Source organism: Paenibacillus sp. VT-400 (assembly GCF_001029205.1).
GTDB lineage: Bacteria > Bacillota > Bacilli > Paenibacillales > Paenibacillaceae > Paenibacillus > Paenibacillus amylolyticus.
Genome location: NZ_LELF01000067.1, coordinates 1,577,107 through 1,595,496 on the forward strand (window position 1 = coordinate 1,577,107; position 18,390 = coordinate 1,595,496).

Here is an 18,390-nt window from a genome sequence, read left to right on the forward strand (position 1 = left end):
TTTTTTTGTCTGGACGAAATAAACAGTAACGGAACATGCCTCCAGATGAAAATACACAAAAACCGATCTACACCGCAAACCCTGAGGTAGCTGTGTAGATCGGTTTTTGTTTTGCCGTCGAGTACATCATTTTGATCGGTTACTTAAAGAGCTTTCTGTTTTACTCTGTTATGCATTGCCTCCGGCAAAGGAGGTTGAGGTTGGAATGATCTCACCCGACGGATTTCCGTTGGTTGCACTCGCTGCTGCTTGCGCACCTTGTTGAAGCTGATACATCTTATAATAGCGGCCTTTAAGCTCCATCAGTTCATCATGTGCACCTTGCTCAACGATACGCCCGCGATGCAGAACCAGAATCTGATCTGCCGAACGAATAGTGGAGAGACGGTGAGCAATGATGAAGGTGGTACGTCCTTTTTTGAGGACTTCGAGTGCGTTCTGAATTAATGCTTCCGTTTCCGTATCAATATTGGCTGTCGCTTCATCCAGAATGAGGATGGCCGGATCAAACGCCAGTGCACGAGCAAAGGAGATCAACTGACGCTGTCCAGCAGACAATGTACTTCCTTTTTCGATGACAGGTTCGTCAAAGCCTTGAGGCAAATGAGCCAGGATACGTTCAGCGCCTACATCACGCAGCGCCTGTTCAATTCGTTCACGGGAGATCTTCTCATCGCCGAGACTGACGTTGGAAGCAATTGTGCCTGTGAACAGATACGGGTCCTGCAATACAATCCCCATATGCTCGCGAATCCACTGTTTAGGCAGATCTTTGACGTTCTGACCGTCAATCGTGATCTTGCCTTTTTGCGGGTCATAGAACCGGAACAGCAGGTTGATGATTGAGCTTTTACCCGAACCGGTATGACCGACCAGAGCGACCGTCTGACCTTGGGATGCTTTGAACGTGATGTTGTTGAGCACATAATCTTTTTTATAGGCAAAGGATACATCGTCGAAGACAACATTCCCTTTGTATCTTGGCATAGAGCCATCGGTTACGGCTTCTCCCTTTTCATCCATCAGCTCAAAGACGCGACCAGCGGATACGAGGGAGGAGTCCAGGTTGGCGAGCTGATTCACCATACCGGTAATCGGCTGGAACAAGCGACCCAGAACATCAACGAAGGCATACAGAACACCTAATGAGATAATACTTGTGCCATCCAGCACACTGGAACCAAAGTACCACAGGACCACCGCAAAGGCGATATTCCGTAATACGTTAACCAGATTGTGTGAGGTGAAGGCATTCAGGTTCAGCATTTTGTTCTGGTGTTTCATATAGTCATCATTCAGATCTTCGAATTCCTGTTTGGTTTGTTTCTGATGGCGGAATACGCGGATAATGGACATCCCCTGAATGGACTCGTTAATGATTGCATTGATTTCACTCAGTCGGGATCGAATGATCGTGTTGTAGCGAGTGGCGAATTTGCGATAGAGCACAATCCACGTAATGAGCATCGGCACAACGAATAATGAGATTAGACCCAGGCGAACATCAAGCAGGAAGAGTGCGACATACACACCTGTAATCGTGATGATTCCTGAGAAAAAGTTCGAAAGAACAGCAACGAACAGATCCTTGACGGCTTCTGTGTCGTTTGTGACCCGAGATACAACTTTACCTGCCGGCAGGTTATCAAAAAAGTGCACCGGCAGTCGCTGAATATGGGCATACACATCGTTACGCAGTCTTTGAATGACCTTGTTGGCCGAGGATTGCAGCCAGAAAGTTTTACCAAACTCCATAATGACCGAGATCACGAGGAAGATCATGTAATACACAATTAATTGATAGATGCTGGGCATCTCTGGTTTGTAAAAAGCAAACAGTTCACCCGCGGACAGGGGTGTTGCCGCATATTGGCCTGTTACCTCACCTGCGCGTGTAACCGTGAGGGTTCCATCCGTATATGTGCGGTCCCCGTCAGGTGCGCTTACCGGTTCGTTTACAAAATAAAAACTTCTGCCGGCTTGTAATACCCGCACTTCGGAACCTTTGTTTTCATCCGGTTCGAACAAGCCTTCGCGTTTGTAGTTCTTACCGTTGTAGACTGCGGCTTCATCAGAAGCTGTTGTCTCATAGAAAGGCTGCTCAATCGCGAGCAAGTGATTATCGATCATGGATTTGGCGATGAACGGCCCGGCAAGCTCGGCCGCAACACCAATGGTAAGCATAATTAATGCAGCGATAAATGTTCCTTTGGCTTTCAAGGCGTAATCAAGCAGCCTTTTGCCTGTATTAGACTTCAATGAATTGACCTCCTACGTGGACAGATTGGACTCGACCTGTTGCCGTTCATACTGTTCACGGTACCAGCCGTTCATGGCTAACAATTCCTGGTGAGTGCCTTCTTCCGTAATTTTCCCGTGCTCCAGTACGATGATTCGGTCAGCATGTTCAATAGCAGACAGGCGATGAGTCGAGATCAGCGTGGTTTTGCCCGAGCGTTTGTTGCGTATATTTTCAATGATTTTGGCTTCAGTACGTGCATCGACCGCAGATAAGGCATCATCCAGGATCAGAATATCAGGATTAGCAATAAAGGCACGCGCCAGCGATACCCGCTGTTTCTGTCCACCTGACAGAGAGATTCCTTTTTCACCAACGAGTGTATCCAGTCCATCGGACAAAGTCCCCAGATCCCCGTCAAAAGCAGCGGTACGAATGGCTTCCATGATGACTTCATCACTGGCCCCAGGTTGACCAAATTGAATGTTTTGACGAACTGATTTGGAGAACAGAACTTGTTCCTGTGGTACGTACCCAATCCAGCTGTGCAAGTCATCTTTGGCGATATCCTGAATCGGATGACCCGAGATGCTTAATGTGCCCGAACCGGCAGGGTATTCATGAAGCAGTTGTTTGAGCAAAGTAGACTTACCGCTACCCGTACGACCCACAACACCCAATGTTTGACCCCGTCGTAGCGAAAAGCTGATATGACTGAGATTGTCGACAGTGGAACTTGGGTAACGGAATGTAACATCCTGCATCGCAATTTCTTCCGGATTCGTAACGTGAGCAGGTTGCTCCACATCTTGTACGGCAGGTTCTACTGATAAAGTCTCGTTGACCCGATCAAGCGAAGCGCTACCACGTTGCATCAGGTTAATTAATTCGCCGATGGCAAACATGGGCCAGATCATCATCCCCAGGTACATGTTAAACGATACGAGATCCCCCAGGGTAATTTCATTATGAAATACAAGATATATGCCGTAGGCAAGTGCAATCACATAACTGAGTCCAACGAAGAGGCGGATGGTGGGTTCAAATAGGGCATCCATTCTGGCAACAGCCAGGTTTTTGCGATACACATCTTCGGTCACGTCGGCGAACCGTTTCTCGTCCAGACGTTCCTGCACATAAGCACGCACGACACGAATCCCGGCGATGGATTCCAGCACCTGATCGTTCATATCTCCGAATGCATCCTGTGCCAGGGTGTAACGTTGATGTACAGCTTTACCATAGATCATCATGGCAATGGCGATAAAAGGTAATGGCAGGATTGCCGCCAAGGTCAGTTTCCAACTAACCAGGAAACCCATGGCGAACAATACGGTGGCCAGAAAGGCTGTAGAGTCTGTTAAGGTCAGCATGCCGAAGCCTGCTGTAGTGGCAATGGAACGAAGATCATTGGTGGCCCGAGCCATTAGATCTCCTGTTCTGTTTTTCTCAAAAAAGGGAGGAGTCATCCGTAACAAGTGGTCCATAAAGCGTGAACGAAGCAGCCGCTCCACTAGGTTGGCACCACCAAACAGTTTGTGCATCCAAACGTATGTAACCAGATAGATAATGATGACCGTTCCTAGAATAAGCAAAATATAACGCGTAAGTGAGGTGCCGGTAATGGAACCGCGCACAATCTCGTCGATGGCATTACCAAGAAGACGAGGAGGCAGCAGTTCGGCAATGCCCACCAGAATAAGCAAAATGACACCGGTTAGGTATCGTTTGCGTTCCAGCCGGAAGAACCAGGCCAGGTTTTTAAGTACAGAGAACAAGTGTTATCCCTTCCTTTCGATGTCCGAGAAATGCAAATTCCGTTCATGAATGCCGAAATGTACCCACAAAAAAAGACATACCGCACGCAGGCGGTATGTCTTCATATAATCATACGGCAGCATGGCTCAGAGAACAGAGCCGTCACCATATATAAGTTCGATTGTGAGTATACATCACAGAGGTTCTAATGAAAGATCGCCTGTCATGCCGACTTATGAACGGAATAATGATTTCGGGTGTGCTCCGGTATTTAGTTGTGTGCTGAATTGACCTATCATATGTTTGTTAAACACCGTAATCACCCTTTCTTTTTTTGGAAATAAATACAATGTAGACCTCGTATGTTTGCATCTTAACACCGGCTTTTACAATCTGTCAAACATTTTTCACAACTTATTTTGTCTTTATGTGGTCACTCGGGTTTGTATTCAAGTCCCTGTCGAGATATGATGGAACATATATATACAGAAGGAGCTGACACCAAATGAGTACCATACATGTATCCGATCAAGCTGCTCGCTGGTACAAGGAAGAGCTGAATTTGAACGAGGGAGACAGCATTCGATTTTTTGCACGTTATAGCTCTGGCGGAGGTCTTCACCCTGGATTTTCGCTAGGTATTGCTGTAGAGAAACCGAGACATCCTGCGGATCAAACCGAAGTGTCGGGGATTCAATTCTTCATGGAAGATCACGATTATTGGTATCTGAAAGGGCACCAACTGCATGTGGACATCGTTGATGAAGGTCAGGATATCGAATATCGTTATACCGAAGTCTAATCCTTGAAGTATTCTGCTAAGCAATAGATGGATTACAGGTCGCCACCGGCTTCCGAGTAGGAGGAGGGGATAAGCAGTGAATCTGCCACCACGAGATTTGGCCCAGTATATCGCAAAACGCTCTCATATTGTTGTAAAAGCGGCGGTGCGGGCTGAGAACGAACAAGGTGAATTACTGCTGATTCAGCATGCTGAACATGGTCACTGGCGGTTGCCAGCAGGTGAGATGCGCCCGGGTGAGGCTATTGAAGATGCTGCACATCGGGAGTTATGGGAAGAGACAGGTTGGACTGCTGATACCATGACACTGGAAGGTCTCTATTCGGGGCCTGACCTTCGGTATCTGCATTCAAGCGGAGATGAAGAGTATTATGTCATTGCCATGTTTCGGACAGTGATCATTCAGGATGACCTTGTGGAGTCGCGTGTAAATAGTGATGCAGGTCTGAAGTTTTTTGCGCTGGAGTCGTTACCACTTCTTAATCAGATTAGCCGAATCCTGTTAGCGCGGGAGATTGCAGAATAAAATAAGTGTTGACCGCAAAAAAATGACCTTGGCATGCACGATAAAGTGGATGCCAAGGTCATTTTTTAAAAAATCCGATTCTGGTGCTCAGAGCATGAATTACACCTGATCCAGTGGTTCATCATCCATCGCAAAATCAAAATCATCAATATCGAATACCTGTACAGGTGATTCAGACTCAATTATGCGTGCAATCAGTTCAACCTGATCGGTGAGAATCGGGATACTCAGGCGCTGAGATGTCAGCAGCAGTTCGGTCTCAATGGGATCGAAATACTCCCCGTACTGTGCCGTATCTATTGCATTGATAATGGCAATGGATACTTGGTCACCAAATAAAATGGAGGGGCTTTTGGCCCATGGAACAAGTAACGCACGCTCTATTTTTTTCTTATTCAGCGGTTCCTCGAAATAAGAAATCATTTCATTGATTTTGGATTTCACATGCTGATCATCTGCCGGGTTATCCATCATGGGATCAGGACTGGTTTGGAATTCATATAGCTCAAGGATGGTGGTATAAGGAACAATATATTCAACAGGCGCGGGCGGCGCTAGCAATTGACCGTAAATCGCCACCATCACGGCTTCTGTAATAAACTGACGTGACATGGTTCCTTAATCCTCCTGCGCCATTAATAGTTGCAAAGTGAATCTATACGTTTATGCAACAGCATAACCATAATAGTACGTGTTCAAATAGGACGGTTTTCAGTACCGAGAAGATGGGATGAAGCTAGAAATGGAGTAGCGGAGCGTAGGGAAAACTACGTGAGCAACCGCAATGTTTCCAAAGGAAACATACTTCGTAAGCCTCCCGCTTATTTCGGCTGAATTCCATATTCGATGCTGATGATGCCTTTAGGCATCCTTCGTAATCAAAAGCGGACTTTTTGAACAACCTCTAATGTGGATTATTCTGCTGTAGACTCGTGTACATGATTTGCATGAATAGAAGTATATCACACAACGGTGGGAAATACAGCCAATCTGCATAGCATGTAAGGTCACAAGCTTCACAATTTGATTCAGGATTTGCCCAGCAGCAATGATAAAATTCCCGCCGCAATCAATGGACCCACAGGTACACCCTTGAATAGGGCAACCCCAAGTACCGTTCCGATTAACAGCCCTGCAACGACAGTTGGCTGTGTACCCATCAACGTAGCACCACGTCCTCCGAGATATGCCACCAGTAATCCTACGCCAATGGCGAGCAGCGATTTCCAGTGCAGGAAAGACTCACCGATCGTCTGCAGACTCATCTTTCCACTGGCAAGAGGTGCCATCACGCCAATGGTCAGAATGATAATGCCCAGTGTAAGTCCGTATTTTTCAAGCCATGGAAATACCTGATTCAGGTTCAGGACTCGTAGCAACAACAGAAATACCATCGCTACGGTCACAGGTGTGTTGCTGCTGATAATCCCGAGAGCCGCAAATACGAGCAACAGCAGGGAAGTCATATCCATTGTTTTCATTTCCCTTCAGTCTGTCCACGTTGTTTGCTAACGATATGTTCCGCAATGTAACGTCCATGCCAGCGCCCGGATTCAATAAAGACTTCATTGGCATTACGCCCCGAAGCGATGACTCCGCCCACATATACACCAGGTACGCTGCTTTCCATCGTTTGTGCATCATATAGAGGTTTATCCATATCATCAGACATCTCCACACCTACCGACGTGAGTAGTTGACGATCTGGACGGAAACCGGTCATTGCCAGTACGAAGTCATTATCCAGTTCCCGAGTGGAACCATCCGCGTGTATCAGGCGAATCGAATCATCCAGTATTTCATTCACGCGTGATTCCAGGTGGAGTGTGATATGACCTTTTGTCACCATGCTCTCGAATAGCGGACGTACCCATGGTTTAATATGCTGGGACAGACCACTGCCGCGATAAACCATATCAATATGTGCTCCGACCCGAACCAGTTCCATGGCCGCATCCACGGCTGAGTTGCTTCCGCCAATAATGGCGACACGTGTACGGGTATACGGGTGGGCTTCCCGGAAGTAGTGGGTTACCTTATCTTTATCTTCTCCAGGGATGCCGAGATAGTTAGGATGGTCAAAATAACCGGTAGCTACAACTACATTGCGTCCAACATGTACGATGGCTTCCCCGCGGCGATTGAGCGTATGTACCTCAAACGTACCATCATCCTTGCGTTTAATTTCACGGGCTTCCTCATAGTTATGAACACGCAGACCAAAATGTTCGGCTACCCTACGATAATAGGCAAGTGCTTCATAACGAAACGGTTTATCATTAGGTGTGCTGAACGGAACGTTTCCGATCTCAAGCAGCGGGGCTGTGCTGAAAAACTGCATATGGGTTGGATACAGATAAATAGATTGAACGATATTGTATTTCTCAACGATCACAGCGGACAGTCCCAGCCGCTCACATTCAATGGCAGCAGACAGACCGCATGGGCCTCCGCCGATAATAATGACATCTTCCATGTTCTTAATCCTCCTTATTTCAAGCAATATAATCCTACCGTAAATAACGAGCCAATGCCAGTTCGAGCGTGGAGTTTAATTAGACAAGCTTACTTGAAACCAAAGGAGTTGACGTGTAGAGAAGAAAAGACTAATATCAAATTAGATATATATCTAATTGAAAGCGAGATGAACGATGATGCAGCTGGAGAAAATTGTGGCTTATCATAAAGCGTTGGCTGACCCGACCCGGCTTCGCATGCTGCTGTTGTTGGCACAGGGTGAACTACACGGACAGGCACTTGCCGAGCGGCTGAATCTGTCACAGCCAACCGTGACACATCATGCATCCAAGCTGAGAGAGGCGGCGCTGATTAAGGAACGACGGGAGAAAAATACAGTGTATTTCACACTCAATCCTTCGTTTATCCGCGAGAATGCACAGGCTTCGGTTGATTTTATCTTTGATCGAGAGGAGGTTACGGATATGAGTGATGTGAACGAAACATTGAAAGCGTCGGTCATGAGAAATTTTTTCTCCAAAGATGGACGACTGCGTCAGATTCCGGCTCAATACAAGAAAAAACTGATTGTACTTGGTCATCTGGTCGAGCAGCTTGAATTTGGTCGGAAGTATACAGAAAAAGAAATCAATACATTTATACAGCAATACCATGAAGACTTTGCCACGATTCGTCGGGAATTTATCATGCATCAGTTCATGTATCGGGAAGAGGATATCTATGAATTGAATCCGAAGGAAATGTGGACACGCTGGGATCAGGTCAAATAGAGTAGCTGGTGGTAAAAAAAGTTTGGGCTTGACAACTGTAAAGCTCAGTGTGTAACATAATGGATAATTCTACAAGGGAGGCGATTGTTTATGACAAATTTAAATGCAGTATACGTTAATTTGAATATGAACAGCGTCTCCGGAACGGATCAAAGCATGTAATTTTGCGTTAGCTGGATAGCAGTATCCATTGTAACGTGAAGTATCGCATGCTCAGATGAAGCCACGGGTGACGCACCCGTGGCTTTTTTGTTTGCCGATAAAAGGGTGTTCCTGAATTGTTTATATCGGAGGATTAAGTGTTTTATCCGGTAGATCTACAAGAAGGGATGATCTTTGGTTCGGCTAACTACCTATTGCCACGGGTGTATTTCTACTCGTGGTTTTTTGTTTTGATCTGAACCGGAGATGATTGTTCACTCGGCTTGAATGAAGTAAACAACTTATTTTGGGAGGAATTTTTATTTTAGATAACCATATTGAGAAGTACGGCTGGTCTGCAAAGTGGCAGGAACTGTGGCAAGAGACAGGGATGGAAGAACAGGAGAAAAAGCCAGCCAGAATTATCGCAGACCATGGACATCTGCAACGTTTGATCACAGAAGAGGGCGAATGCTGGGGAAGAATTTCGGGCCGAATGCGTCATGATAGTCTGGAGACCAGCTTGGCACCAGCGGTTGGAGATTGGGTGGCCATTACAGGTCAGGCAGGTGAAGAAGCAATTATTCACAATCTGGTGCCCCGTCGGAGCAGGGTATCAAGACAGGCGGCAGGTCCAGTGACCAAGGAACAATTAATCGCCGCAAACGTAGATACACTGTTAATCGTGGCTGCACTTAATCATGATTTCAACCTTAGACGACTCGAAAGGTACGTGATGATGGCTTGGAATGGTGGCGTAAGGCCAGTCATTGTCTTGAGCAAAAGTGATCTGTGCAACAATGTGGAAGAACAGATCCGAAGTGTAGAAGGGATTGCTCCAGGCGTTGAAGTGCTTGCGATATCTGCAGTGGAGGGTCAAGGTAAATCCTTACTGGAACGATACTTGCAGTCAGGGCTGACTGTTGCGCTCACAGGATCTTCTGGCAGTGGCAAGTCTACGCTGGTGAACTGGATGATGGGTGAGGATGTGCAGCTTACGCAATCCGTCCGCGAGGGAGATAGTCGTGGGAGACATACGACAACACACCGGGAGATGTTTGTACTTCCACAGGGAGCCGTATTGATCGATACTCCAGGAATGCGCGAGCTTAATCTCTGGGATGAGGGCAATGATGGGCTGTCGCATGCATTTGGAGAAATTGAAGAACTTGCGGCCACGTGCAGATTTCTGGATTGCAGTCATACGCGGGAAGCAGGATGTGCAGTGAAAGAGGCCATACAGGATGGTTCATTGGATGAAAAAAGACTGAATAATTATCTGAAAATGCAGAAGGAATTGCAATATCAGCAGCGCAAGGAAGAAGTGGCATCCAGAAGGCGTACCGCTTCCAGCAAACCGGCCAATAGTCGCAAACCCAAGCACTCCCGTAGTGTGAAAGAGTGGGAGGAAGCCTGAAATCAGGCGGGCATCATCCGGTATCTTGCATAAGATAGGTCAGGAGGGATGTCATTATGCCAGATTACAGGATTATTGTAGATCTGTCTGACCACATGTTATATCTTCTGGATGGCAATCAGGTGATTAAGGGCTATCCCGTTGCCACCGGCAAGATGCTCACGCAGACTCCAAACGGGGAGTTCACTATTATTAACAAACAATCGAATCCAGGTGGGCCATTTGGCGTGATCTGGATGGGGCTGTCTGCTCCCCATTATGGCATACACGGAACCAATGAGCCCTGGTCTATTGGCAAATCTGTCTCCCACGGTTGTATACGCATGTACAACTCGGATGTACTGGATCTGTCTTCCAAGGTATCTGTAGGCACTAGGGTAACGATCCGGCCGTAGGGCCGGATTTTACTTTTATAAGAGGTAGTTTAGTGGATGAATTTGGAATTATAGAAAGAAGAACATATAATATGGTAAAGCTACGGCAGTTTCGAGAGAAAGTGAGTGATAGCTATGCTGATCAGGCGGGCGCGTGAAGGGGATGCGCAGGGGATAGCCCATGTACATACGGAGAGTTGGAAAACAACGTATCGGGGAATTGTGCCTGACGATTTTTTGGATCATTTGACTATAGAATCAAGATTGCCCCAGTGGGAGAAGACCATTCGTTCTGGCGAAAAGGATCAGATCTTGGTGGTAGCTGAACAGGATGATGGGAACATTGTCGGATTTGCTTGTGGGGGTAAGGAGCGTGAAGGAAAATTACCTTATGATGGAGAGTTGTATGCTATATATTTGCTGAAGGAAGTACAACAAAAGGGGATAGGTCAGCAACTGGCGACACATGTCGTTCATCATCTGCAGACCCACAATATGAAACGTTTGATCATATGGGCTTTGGAGCGTAATTCAGCTTGCCGCTTCTATGAAAAGATGGGAGGCACTCCAGTCCAGACACAGTCCCTCCGCATTGGTGGTCAAGATCTGATCGAAGTTGGCTACGGATGGGAAGACTTGAGCCTCTTTGGAGAGAAGAGCCTGCCCGACTGTTGAAAGACGTCCAGATGCTGAGAGAATAGTGTGGGTTGTATTGTTTCCTTAAGTTTAAAGAATGGAAGAGTTAATTCAGATCTTCACGTTTGCGTAATTCTGAACAAGGTTAATGATGTATTACACCGTGATGCAGGTGTGACATTTAATCTTGATCAGGAGGCGTATTCACATGACTTTAATGGACACTGAACATACAACATGGACGAAACAATATATTAATGGCAGCTGGGTAGATGGCTCCGGTGAGAAAACAATGGAGAATATCAATCCTTATTCGGGAGAAGTAATTGCCACATGGCGCTCTTCCAATAAGAAAGACATAGATAAGGCTTATGAGTCAGCTCAGAAAAATTCGATTGAATGGGCGAAGTCATTGCCTGCTGCGAAAGAAGAGGTATTGCGTAAAGTTTCATCCCTGATGGTAGAGCGAAAAGAGGAGATCATTCAACTGTTGATCACGGAATCCGGGAGTACCCGGATCAAATCGGAGGCGGAGTTTGCAGCGGCTAAACGCATTGTGGATGAAGCAGCATCTTTTCCTTATCGAATGAAGGGTGAGATTATTCCGTCCAATACCCCTGGCAAAGAGAACCGTGTGGTTCGTGAGCCGAAGGGAGTGATTGGTGTTATCGGGCCATGGAACTTCCCTTTGCATCTATGCCTGCGATCTGTAGCTCCAGCGATTGCTCTTGGTAATGGTGTGGTGATTAAACCAGCATCAGACACTCCGATTACGGCAGGTTGGCTCATTGCCGATTTGTTTGAACAAGCCGGTCTGCCTGAGGGCGTGCTGAATGTCGTTGCGGGAAGTGGCAGCGAGATCGGGGATTACTTTGTCGCTCATCCGGTTCCCAAAGTAATTTCATTCACGGGTTCCACCGAAGTTGGACAAGGGATCGGTAAACTGGCGGGTGAACATTTAAAAGAAACGGCACTGGAACTGGGTGGCAACAACGCCATGGTTGTGCTGGAAGATGCGGACATTGAACGTGCTGCTGAAGCGGCGGTCTTTGGCAAGTTTCTGCATCAGGGACAGATCTGCATGGCGCTGAATCGTATCATTGTGCATGCCGATATTTACGACCAATTCGTCGAATCATTTGTGGCCAAGACGAAGAATGTTCAGGCAGGTGATCCGGCGGATGTTAACACACTCGTGGGTCCTCTCATTCGGGAAAAAGAGGTAGAACGATTGCTGGAGCTTGTGAACAAAACCAAGGCCGAAGGTGCACGGTTATTGCTCGGAGGGACCAGTAAAGGCAGTGTGCTGTCTCCTACTGTACTTGCCGATGTTAAACCTGAACAGGATATCGTGCAGCAGGAATTGTTTGGCCCAGTGGCAGTGATCATGAAGGCTCATGATGAGCAGGAAGCTGTACGGCTGGCGAATGATACTCCTTATGGACTTAGTGGTTCCGTATTCACCAAAGATCTGAATCGAGGATATCAGGTTGCCCAGCGCATTGAATCGGGTATGGTGCATGTAAATGATCAGTCTGTGAACGATGAAGCGCATGTGATGTTTGGCGGTGAAAAAGCTTCAGGGATTGGACGTTTCGGTGGGGATTGGGCGATTGAGAAGTTTACACGTACTCGTTGGATCAGCATTCAGCACCAATATCGGGAATATCCGGGAGTGAAATAAGTCGAAAAAGAGTAAATTAGCAGGGGCATTTATGAATGATTAGAGTGGGTTATAAAAAGATCGACAAATCATGCGAAAGTCCGTCTCCAGCTTGGTGGGACGGGCTTTTTGCACAATATTACACCTCGGCAAAGTACGGCTTAATATAAGAGTGGAAAAGCTGTTTGGGGGTGACGCTATCTGGTTATTTATGGATACACGGAAGAATCGATCCGTAAATCCAATGGCAAAGGGGCTTAAATTCATGTCCATTGACCGCTTTATTCTGAGGAAATTGAATACCTGTCAGGAAGAACATACACGTGCCAATTTGGTTCGGCTGTTTGTCATTCGTATTCGTAAAGCCGAGATTGCGGAAGAACATGATGCCGCCTATGTCCTGAGCAAACTGCACTGAGCGATGGCTGATAATAATTGCGAACCGCTGTTAACGTGTATACAACTCAAAAAAGGAAGCTTGTCTATAACGACAGCTTCCTTTTTCATGTCTTGTAATGAATGTGTCTTGGTTGACTCCTTTTAATATAACGATAAAGCAAGGGAGTCGTTTTCACTTCGACTGTGGAGAATAGCTTCTCCATTAACAATCTCAATACTAATTAAAGAATGCAGACATTTTTGAATGGCGCGTTTACCGTTGCTAATTTTATGCTCAAGAGCACTGCTAAGCAATCTTAATGTCTTCTGCATAGGTTGTTTGTTTTCTTGATTAAAATATACAGGGATTGATTTGTTTTGAAAGGTTATTAGGGTTCTCACTTGAAATCACCTCACGGTTGTTATTTCATACAGCTAATATTAAATTCCAATGCTTAAAATTACCTTAAAATCAGCTTATGAAAACATAAAGGTGGGTAATGTTTGAAAAGTGTTCACAATTCAATTGTGAGCGAAGGAATAAAAGTCCTGAAAAACGTAACTTAATTACCATTTAAATGGAACGAAAAACGATAATTTTCGTATCCTCGCAATATTAAATTGCATAACTGCCACAAAAGTTCTGAGTCGAATGTACGATATTTTAATATATACGTGGGTCATATGTAACAAAATTACAGGTGGTACATTGCAAACAGGGTGTTTATGTAAGAAAATAGGGTTGATATAACGATTCATTCTCTTTTTTTTGATTTAATCTGACATTAGGACAATTTACATATGAGACCATGGGAGGGATTCGGATGATTCTAACCGTGCATTCCGGCCGCGAGGAAGGAGAATGGTTCGACATCGATGTTCCGGACGAATGTACCATCGAACATTTGAAGACATTACTCGGCGTTCGCATTTTTGGACAGGCACCGGGAGACGGCATTCAGTACATCCTTGAAGCCAAGTTTCCAGAAGGTCTGTGGTTCTCTCCGCAGAACGCACAGCAGTTAATGGAAACAGGGCTGCGACAGGGCAGTTGCGTACGTGTCCAGCGGGCTTTTTCAACAACTTCGGAAGAAGCGCCTGTATATGGAAGACGTTCATTGTTTCAGCAGGACAGCAACGAATAGGGCTTTTGAACGTATACATTCATTATTGAACGAACTAAAGGAGGTCTTCTCTTCGTGAATGTGTTATATCAGCGTTCTCCAAGAATGACACCGGTTCTCAAGGAAGAGAGACTCGAAATACTCAGGCCTCCAACAGAACCGAGCAAACCCACGTTTTCCATGATATCCATTATTGTGCCGATCATGATGACTATGGTCAGTATTGGTTTCTACGTATATATCAATATGACCGGCAAAATGAATAACAGCAGTTATATGATGTTTCAGATGATGACGGTCATGATGATGCTTACTTCTTACACCATTCCATTCTTCGTGTATCTGAGCAACAAGAAATCATATCGCAAAAAATTGGAAGAACGAAAAATAATGTATCTTGCCCAACTGGACAAACACCGGGAAGAACTGAAAGAAGCTCAGGCGGAGCAAGTGAAGAGCCTGTACGAAATTCATGGTGATCCGGGTGTGTGTCTTCAAGTGGTGAAGAACCGGAACAGTTCCTTGTGGGAGCGTTCACCAGAGGATGATGATTTCCTTCAGGTGCGCATTGGTACGGGAGAGATTCCATTCCGAATCAAACTTCAGGTTCCGCGGATTGATGGTTATGAGAAGGATGAGCTGATTGAAGCGGCCCATGAACTTGCGGCTGAATTCCAGACGGTACCGGATGCTTCCATTACATTGCCTTTGTTCCAATCGAAGGTTATGGGACTTGTCGGTGATCGGGAGGAGGTACTTGCTTCCCTGCGAGTCATCATCTCACAACTGACGGTACGCCATTCCCCGGATGAACTGAAGCTTGCTGCTTTCTATGAAGAAAAGGACAGCAAGGAATGGGATTGGCTTCGCTGGATGCCCCATATCTGGGATGAAGACCAAGGACAACGCTATATGGCCGACAGGCACAGCGGTGCGCATCAATTGGCGGACAGCTTGTTTTCCGTGTTGAATCGGCGTCGTAACAATAAGGAAGACCGCTACAAGAAAAGCGTACAAACGCCGTGCTACGTTGTAATTCTCTCCGATACGCAATTAATTGAAGAAGAACCGTTGCTTCCGCTGCTGCTGGAGTCGGCTCACGAGATTGATGTATGCACCATCATACTGGCTAATCGCAAGGAGTCTCTACCGATGCATTGTCAGTTGATCATGGATGCCTCCAAAGGCAAAGGGGTGTATATCAAAAAAACGGAAGATGCGGATGTTATTCAACAAACGTACAAGCCTGATGTGATCTCGAAGGAGATGGCAGAGGCGCTTTCCCGTTATATGTCACCGATCCGGTTGAAGCGGTCATCTGCTTCAGATATCCCGCAAGTGCTTCCGTTATTCGATATGCTGAGTACATCACGCGTGGAAGATCTGGATGTGGTGTCCAGGTGGGGACAGACGAGATATCCTGATACGCTGCCTGTACCAATGGGTGTACGCGCTGGTGGCAAAAAAATTGCGATAAACCTGCATGACAAAATTGAACGTCAGGGTCATGGTCCCCATGGTCTGATTGCAGGTACAACTGGTTCAGGTAAAAGTGAAGTTATCCAGTCCATCGTAGCTTCACTCGCTGCAGAATTCCATCCACATGATCTGGCCTTCATGCTGATTGACTATAAAGGTGGCGGGATGTCCAATACATTTGTTGATCTGCCTCATGTGGTAGGGACAATCACCAATCTGGATGGGAATTTGATCGAGCGGGCGAATATTTCACTTCGTGCCGAACTGGTCAGAAGGCAAAAAATATTAAATGATGCGGGAAACCTCCAGCATATTGATGAATATTACAAGATTCTGCGTTCCAGACATGAACAGCCACTTCCACATCTGGTTATTATCATTGACGAGTTTGCTCAATTGAAGCGGGACCAGCCGGAGTTCATGGATGAATTGATCAGTATCGCGGCCATTGGCCGGACACTTGGGGTTCATCTAATTCTGGCAACCCAAAAGCCAGCCGGTGTTGTGGACGATAAAATATGGAGTAATTCGCGCTTCCGGATCTGCCTTCGCGTACAGAGTGAGGGAGATAGCAGGGATATGATCAAGATTCCAAATGCTGCCTGGATTACAAAGCCTGGTCGTGGATATTTCCAGGTTGGTAGTGATGAAGTGTTTGAAGAAATGCAATTCGCTTGGAGTGGTGCACCGTATAACCAGCAGGAGGATTCAACAACGGTATTGCCTGTTATGGAAGTGCGCCTGAACGGTAAGCGGGAGCCTCTGTTAACTGGAGAGCGCAGAGCCGTTCTCAAAGGTGAAGATGTTCCGAAACAGCTTCAGGTATTTATTGATTATGTTGCGCAGTCTGCAGCGGATGCGGGTATCCGTCGTTTGCCAGGACCATGGTTGCCACCTTTACCAGAGACACTGGAATGGGAAGGTCTTCAGGAATGGCAGGAAGAAGAGAATCGGGATCTGCTGCTTGATGGCGGAGCGAGTGGTCTGAAACCACTGGTTGGTTTGCTGGATGATCTCCCTAATCAGCGCCAACAACCGCTCGCATTGCCTGTGGATCAAGGCCATCTGATCGTGTACGGTATGCCAGGACTGGGCAAAACAACATTTGTTCAGACCTTGCTTATGTCTTTGGCCCGTTCCCATAGAACTGAACCTTGGCATGGTTACATTATCGATATGGGCCGTATGATGAAAGACTTTGCAGCATTACCTCAGATCGGTGGTGTGATGATGGCTGAAGAGGAAGACCGGATCAAGCGGTTATTCCGTTATATTCTCAAGCTGTCAGCACAACGTAAAGATATCATCTCGGAGGCGGGCGTTAAAACGATTTCGGCCTACCGCCGGACAGCTCACGCGGCTGTCCCGCAGGTTGTGGTCGTTATTGATGGTTATCTTTCATTCCGCAATGCCTATCCGGAAGAAAATGAACTTCTGGAGACGATCCTGCGTGAAGGCGGAAGTCTGGGTATTACCTTTGTGCTCACCGCCAATCGGGTAACAGATGTATTTGAAAAATTCAGAAGCAATATTCCCAATGCGGTTTCATTTGAGTTATCCGATCCAAGCGATTATTATTATGCCGTGGGAAGACCTTCCAAGGCGCCAAGCCAACTTCCGCCAGGAAGAGGTCTGGTCAAAGGGCAAGTGCCTCCGTTAATGTTCCAGGCGGCATTACCTTCTTCAGGGGCAGATGAGGGCAAGCGTTCATCGGCACTGCGCCGTACGATTGCTGAGATTCGCCAAGGCTGGACAGGAGAAGAAGCGCCGCGGATTGCTCCACTTCCGGAAGAAATCAAACTCAAGGATCTGCTCATTCGGACAGGATCATATGGTCAGGCTTGGGATACATCGTCTGTAACTGTCCCTGTGGGACTGCTTACGGATGATCTGGAACCATTCGAGCTTAATCTGCGTGAAGGTCCGCATTTCATGGTAACGAGTCCGATGGAAGGCGGCAAAACGACATTTTTATTGACATGGATGTTATCACTGGCTTATCATGCTTCTCCGGAAGATGTGCAAATATACACAGTAGATATGCGTTATGGCTCAGGTGGGCTGGGGGAAATCAGCAGTTTGCCCCATGTCCGTGGACATGTATCGCGAGAAGAACAGCTTGCACCTGTCATTCAACAGTTGTACGATGAAGTTCTGAAAAGAGGCGAGATTTCCGGTGGACCGGAACTTGTGCTCGTCATCGACGATGCGGACACCTTGTCCAAGCAGCTAAACGATTTTAATGTAAAAGATCATTTGGGAGCGATTGTTCGTCAAGGAAGGGATCGCGGTGTACATGTGATTCTTTCCGGGGTTCCGGCAGACTTCCCAACCTTTGGTTCTGACTGGGTAACGGATGTGAAGGCTTCCCAGAGCGGAATGCTGTTCGGGACTTTAGACCCTAACGATCTCTCGTTCTTCCGTATACCTTATTCCGAATCTGGAGGTAGTTCAGGTGGGCTGAAGGTACTGCCTCCGGGTCAAGGTTATTATGTAAAACGTAAATATTCCAGGGTTAAAGGTGCAGTTCCATGTGATGACAGCTGGAAAATGACCGATTGGATTTCTGAAATTCGTGACCGATGGCATGTTGTAGTTTGAGGGG

General features: G+C 46.5%; 16 protein-coding genes. 10 read left to right on the forward strand and 6 right to left on the reverse strand.

All coding sequences use genetic code 11. The features are described 5' to 3' along the window. Positions 1–168: 168 nt before the first annotated feature. Both EL84_RS17835 and EL84_RS17840 read right to left on the reverse strand, forming a co-directional pair. The gene (locus EL84_RS17835; protein WP_047842530.1) at positions 169–2,259 is read right to left on the reverse strand and encodes an ABC transporter ATP-binding protein; all 2,091 of its coding nucleotides are present in this window, start codon (positions 2,257–2,259) and stop codon (positions 169–171) included. Between the two features lie 12 nt (positions 2,260–2,271). Continuing rightward, positions 2,272–4,017: an ABC transporter ATP-binding protein gene (locus tag EL84_RS17840; protein ID WP_036609220.1), complete on the reverse strand. Its 1,746-nt coding sequence runs from the start codon at positions 4,015–4,017 to the stop codon at positions 2,272–2,274. A gap of 485 nt (positions 4,018–4,502) precedes the next feature. On the opposite strand from EL84_RS17840, the gene EL84_RS17845 reads away from it, so the two are divergent. Together EL84_RS17845 and EL84_RS17850 are read left to right on the forward strand one after the other, a co-directional pair. Further along, the gene (locus tag EL84_RS17845; protein ID WP_036609218.1) at positions 4,503–4,799 is read left to right on the forward strand and encodes a HesB/YadR/YfhF family protein; all 297 of its coding nucleotides are present in this window, start codon (positions 4,503–4,505) and stop codon (positions 4,797–4,799) included. A gap of 76 nt (positions 4,800–4,875) precedes the next feature. Next, positions 4,876–5,325: an NUDIX domain-containing protein gene (locus tag EL84_RS17850; RefSeq protein WP_047842531.1), complete on the forward strand. Its 450-nt coding sequence runs from the start codon at positions 4,876–4,878 to the stop codon at positions 5,323–5,325. Positions 5,326–5,424: 99 nt separating this feature from the next. Here EL84_RS17850 and EL84_RS17855 read toward each other — a convergent pair whose 3' ends face one another. The 3 genes from EL84_RS17855 to EL84_RS17865 all read right to left on the reverse strand — a co-directional run bounded on the left by EL84_RS17855 (position 5,425) and on the right by EL84_RS17865 (position 7,801). Then, positions 5,425–5,937 (reverse strand): hypothetical protein, encoded by a 513-nt coding sequence (locus EL84_RS17855; RefSeq protein ID WP_036609214.1) that lies wholly within the window; start codon positions 5,935–5,937, stop codon positions 5,425–5,427. Positions 5,938–6,353: 416 nt separating this feature from the next. After that, a complete protein-coding gene (locus EL84_RS17860) occupies positions 6,354–6,797 on the reverse strand; it encodes a DUF441 domain-containing protein (RefSeq protein ID WP_047842532.1) in 444 nt (147 codons plus the stop codon). 5 nt (positions 6,798–6,802) lie between these two features. Next, positions 6,803–7,801 carry a YpdA family putative bacillithiol disulfide reductase gene (locus tag EL84_RS17865; RefSeq protein ID WP_036609210.1) on the reverse strand — a complete coding sequence of 333 codons (999 nt, stop codon included), beginning with the start codon at positions 7,799–7,801 and terminating at the stop codon, positions 6,803–6,805. 178 nt (positions 7,802–7,979) lie between these two features. On the opposite strand from EL84_RS17865, the gene EL84_RS17870 reads away from it, so the two are divergent. The 6 genes from EL84_RS17870 to EL84_RS32300 all read left to right on the forward strand — a co-directional run bounded on the left by EL84_RS17870 (position 7,980) and on the right by EL84_RS32300 (position 13,222). Then, positions 7,980–8,573 carry a metalloregulator ArsR/SmtB family transcription factor gene (locus EL84_RS17870; protein WP_047844253.1) on the forward strand — a complete coding sequence of 198 codons (594 nt, stop codon included), beginning with the start codon at positions 7,980–7,982 and terminating at the stop codon, positions 8,571–8,573. A 448-nt stretch (positions 8,574–9,021) separates the two neighbouring features. Further along, positions 9,022–10,131, forward strand: coding sequence for a ribosome small subunit-dependent GTPase A (rsgA, locus tag EL84_RS17875; protein WP_053061521.1), 1,110 nt, complete (start codon positions 9,022–9,024; stop codon positions 10,129–10,131). Positions 10,132–10,187: 56 nt separating this feature from the next. Beyond that, positions 10,188–10,526: a L,D-transpeptidase gene (locus tag EL84_RS17880; RefSeq protein WP_047842533.1), complete on the forward strand. Its 339-nt coding sequence runs from the start codon at positions 10,188–10,190 to the stop codon at positions 10,524–10,526. A 114-nt stretch (positions 10,527–10,640) separates the two neighbouring features. Further along, the gene (locus EL84_RS17885; protein ID WP_047842534.1) at positions 10,641–11,180 is read left to right on the forward strand and encodes a GNAT family N-acetyltransferase; all 540 of its coding nucleotides are present in this window, start codon (positions 10,641–10,643) and stop codon (positions 11,178–11,180) included. A gap of 169 nt (positions 11,181–11,349) precedes the next feature. Then, positions 11,350–12,825 (forward strand): aldehyde dehydrogenase family protein, encoded by a 1,476-nt coding sequence (locus tag EL84_RS17890; RefSeq protein ID WP_047842535.1) that lies wholly within the window; start codon positions 11,350–11,352, stop codon positions 12,823–12,825. Positions 12,826–13,069: 244 nt separating this feature from the next. Then, complete coding sequence (locus tag EL84_RS32300; RefSeq protein WP_164783094.1) at positions 13,070–13,222, forward strand: hypothetical protein; 153 nt, start codon at positions 13,070–13,072, stop codon at positions 13,220–13,222. Positions 13,223–13,344: 122 nt separating this feature from the next. On the opposite strand, the gene EL84_RS32565 is transcribed toward EL84_RS32300, so the two are convergent. Then, positions 13,345–13,584, reverse strand: a complete 240-nt coding sequence (locus EL84_RS32565; RefSeq protein WP_074094612.1) for a hypothetical protein — start codon at positions 13,582–13,584, stop codon at positions 13,345–13,347. A gap of 422 nt (positions 13,585–14,006) precedes the next feature. Between EL84_RS32565 and EL84_RS17895 the strand changes: the two genes are divergently transcribed. Together EL84_RS17895 and essC are read left to right on the forward strand one after the other, a co-directional pair. After that, positions 14,007–14,327, forward strand: a complete 321-nt coding sequence (locus EL84_RS17895; protein ID WP_036609203.1) for a hypothetical protein — start codon at positions 14,007–14,009, stop codon at positions 14,325–14,327. 54 nt (positions 14,328–14,381) lie between these two features. Next, complete coding sequence (gene essC, locus EL84_RS17900) at positions 14,382–18,386, forward strand: type VII secretion protein EssC (protein WP_047842536.1); 4,005 nt, start codon at positions 14,382–14,384, stop codon at positions 18,384–18,386. The last annotated feature ends 4 nt before the right edge of the window (positions 18,387–18,390 follow it).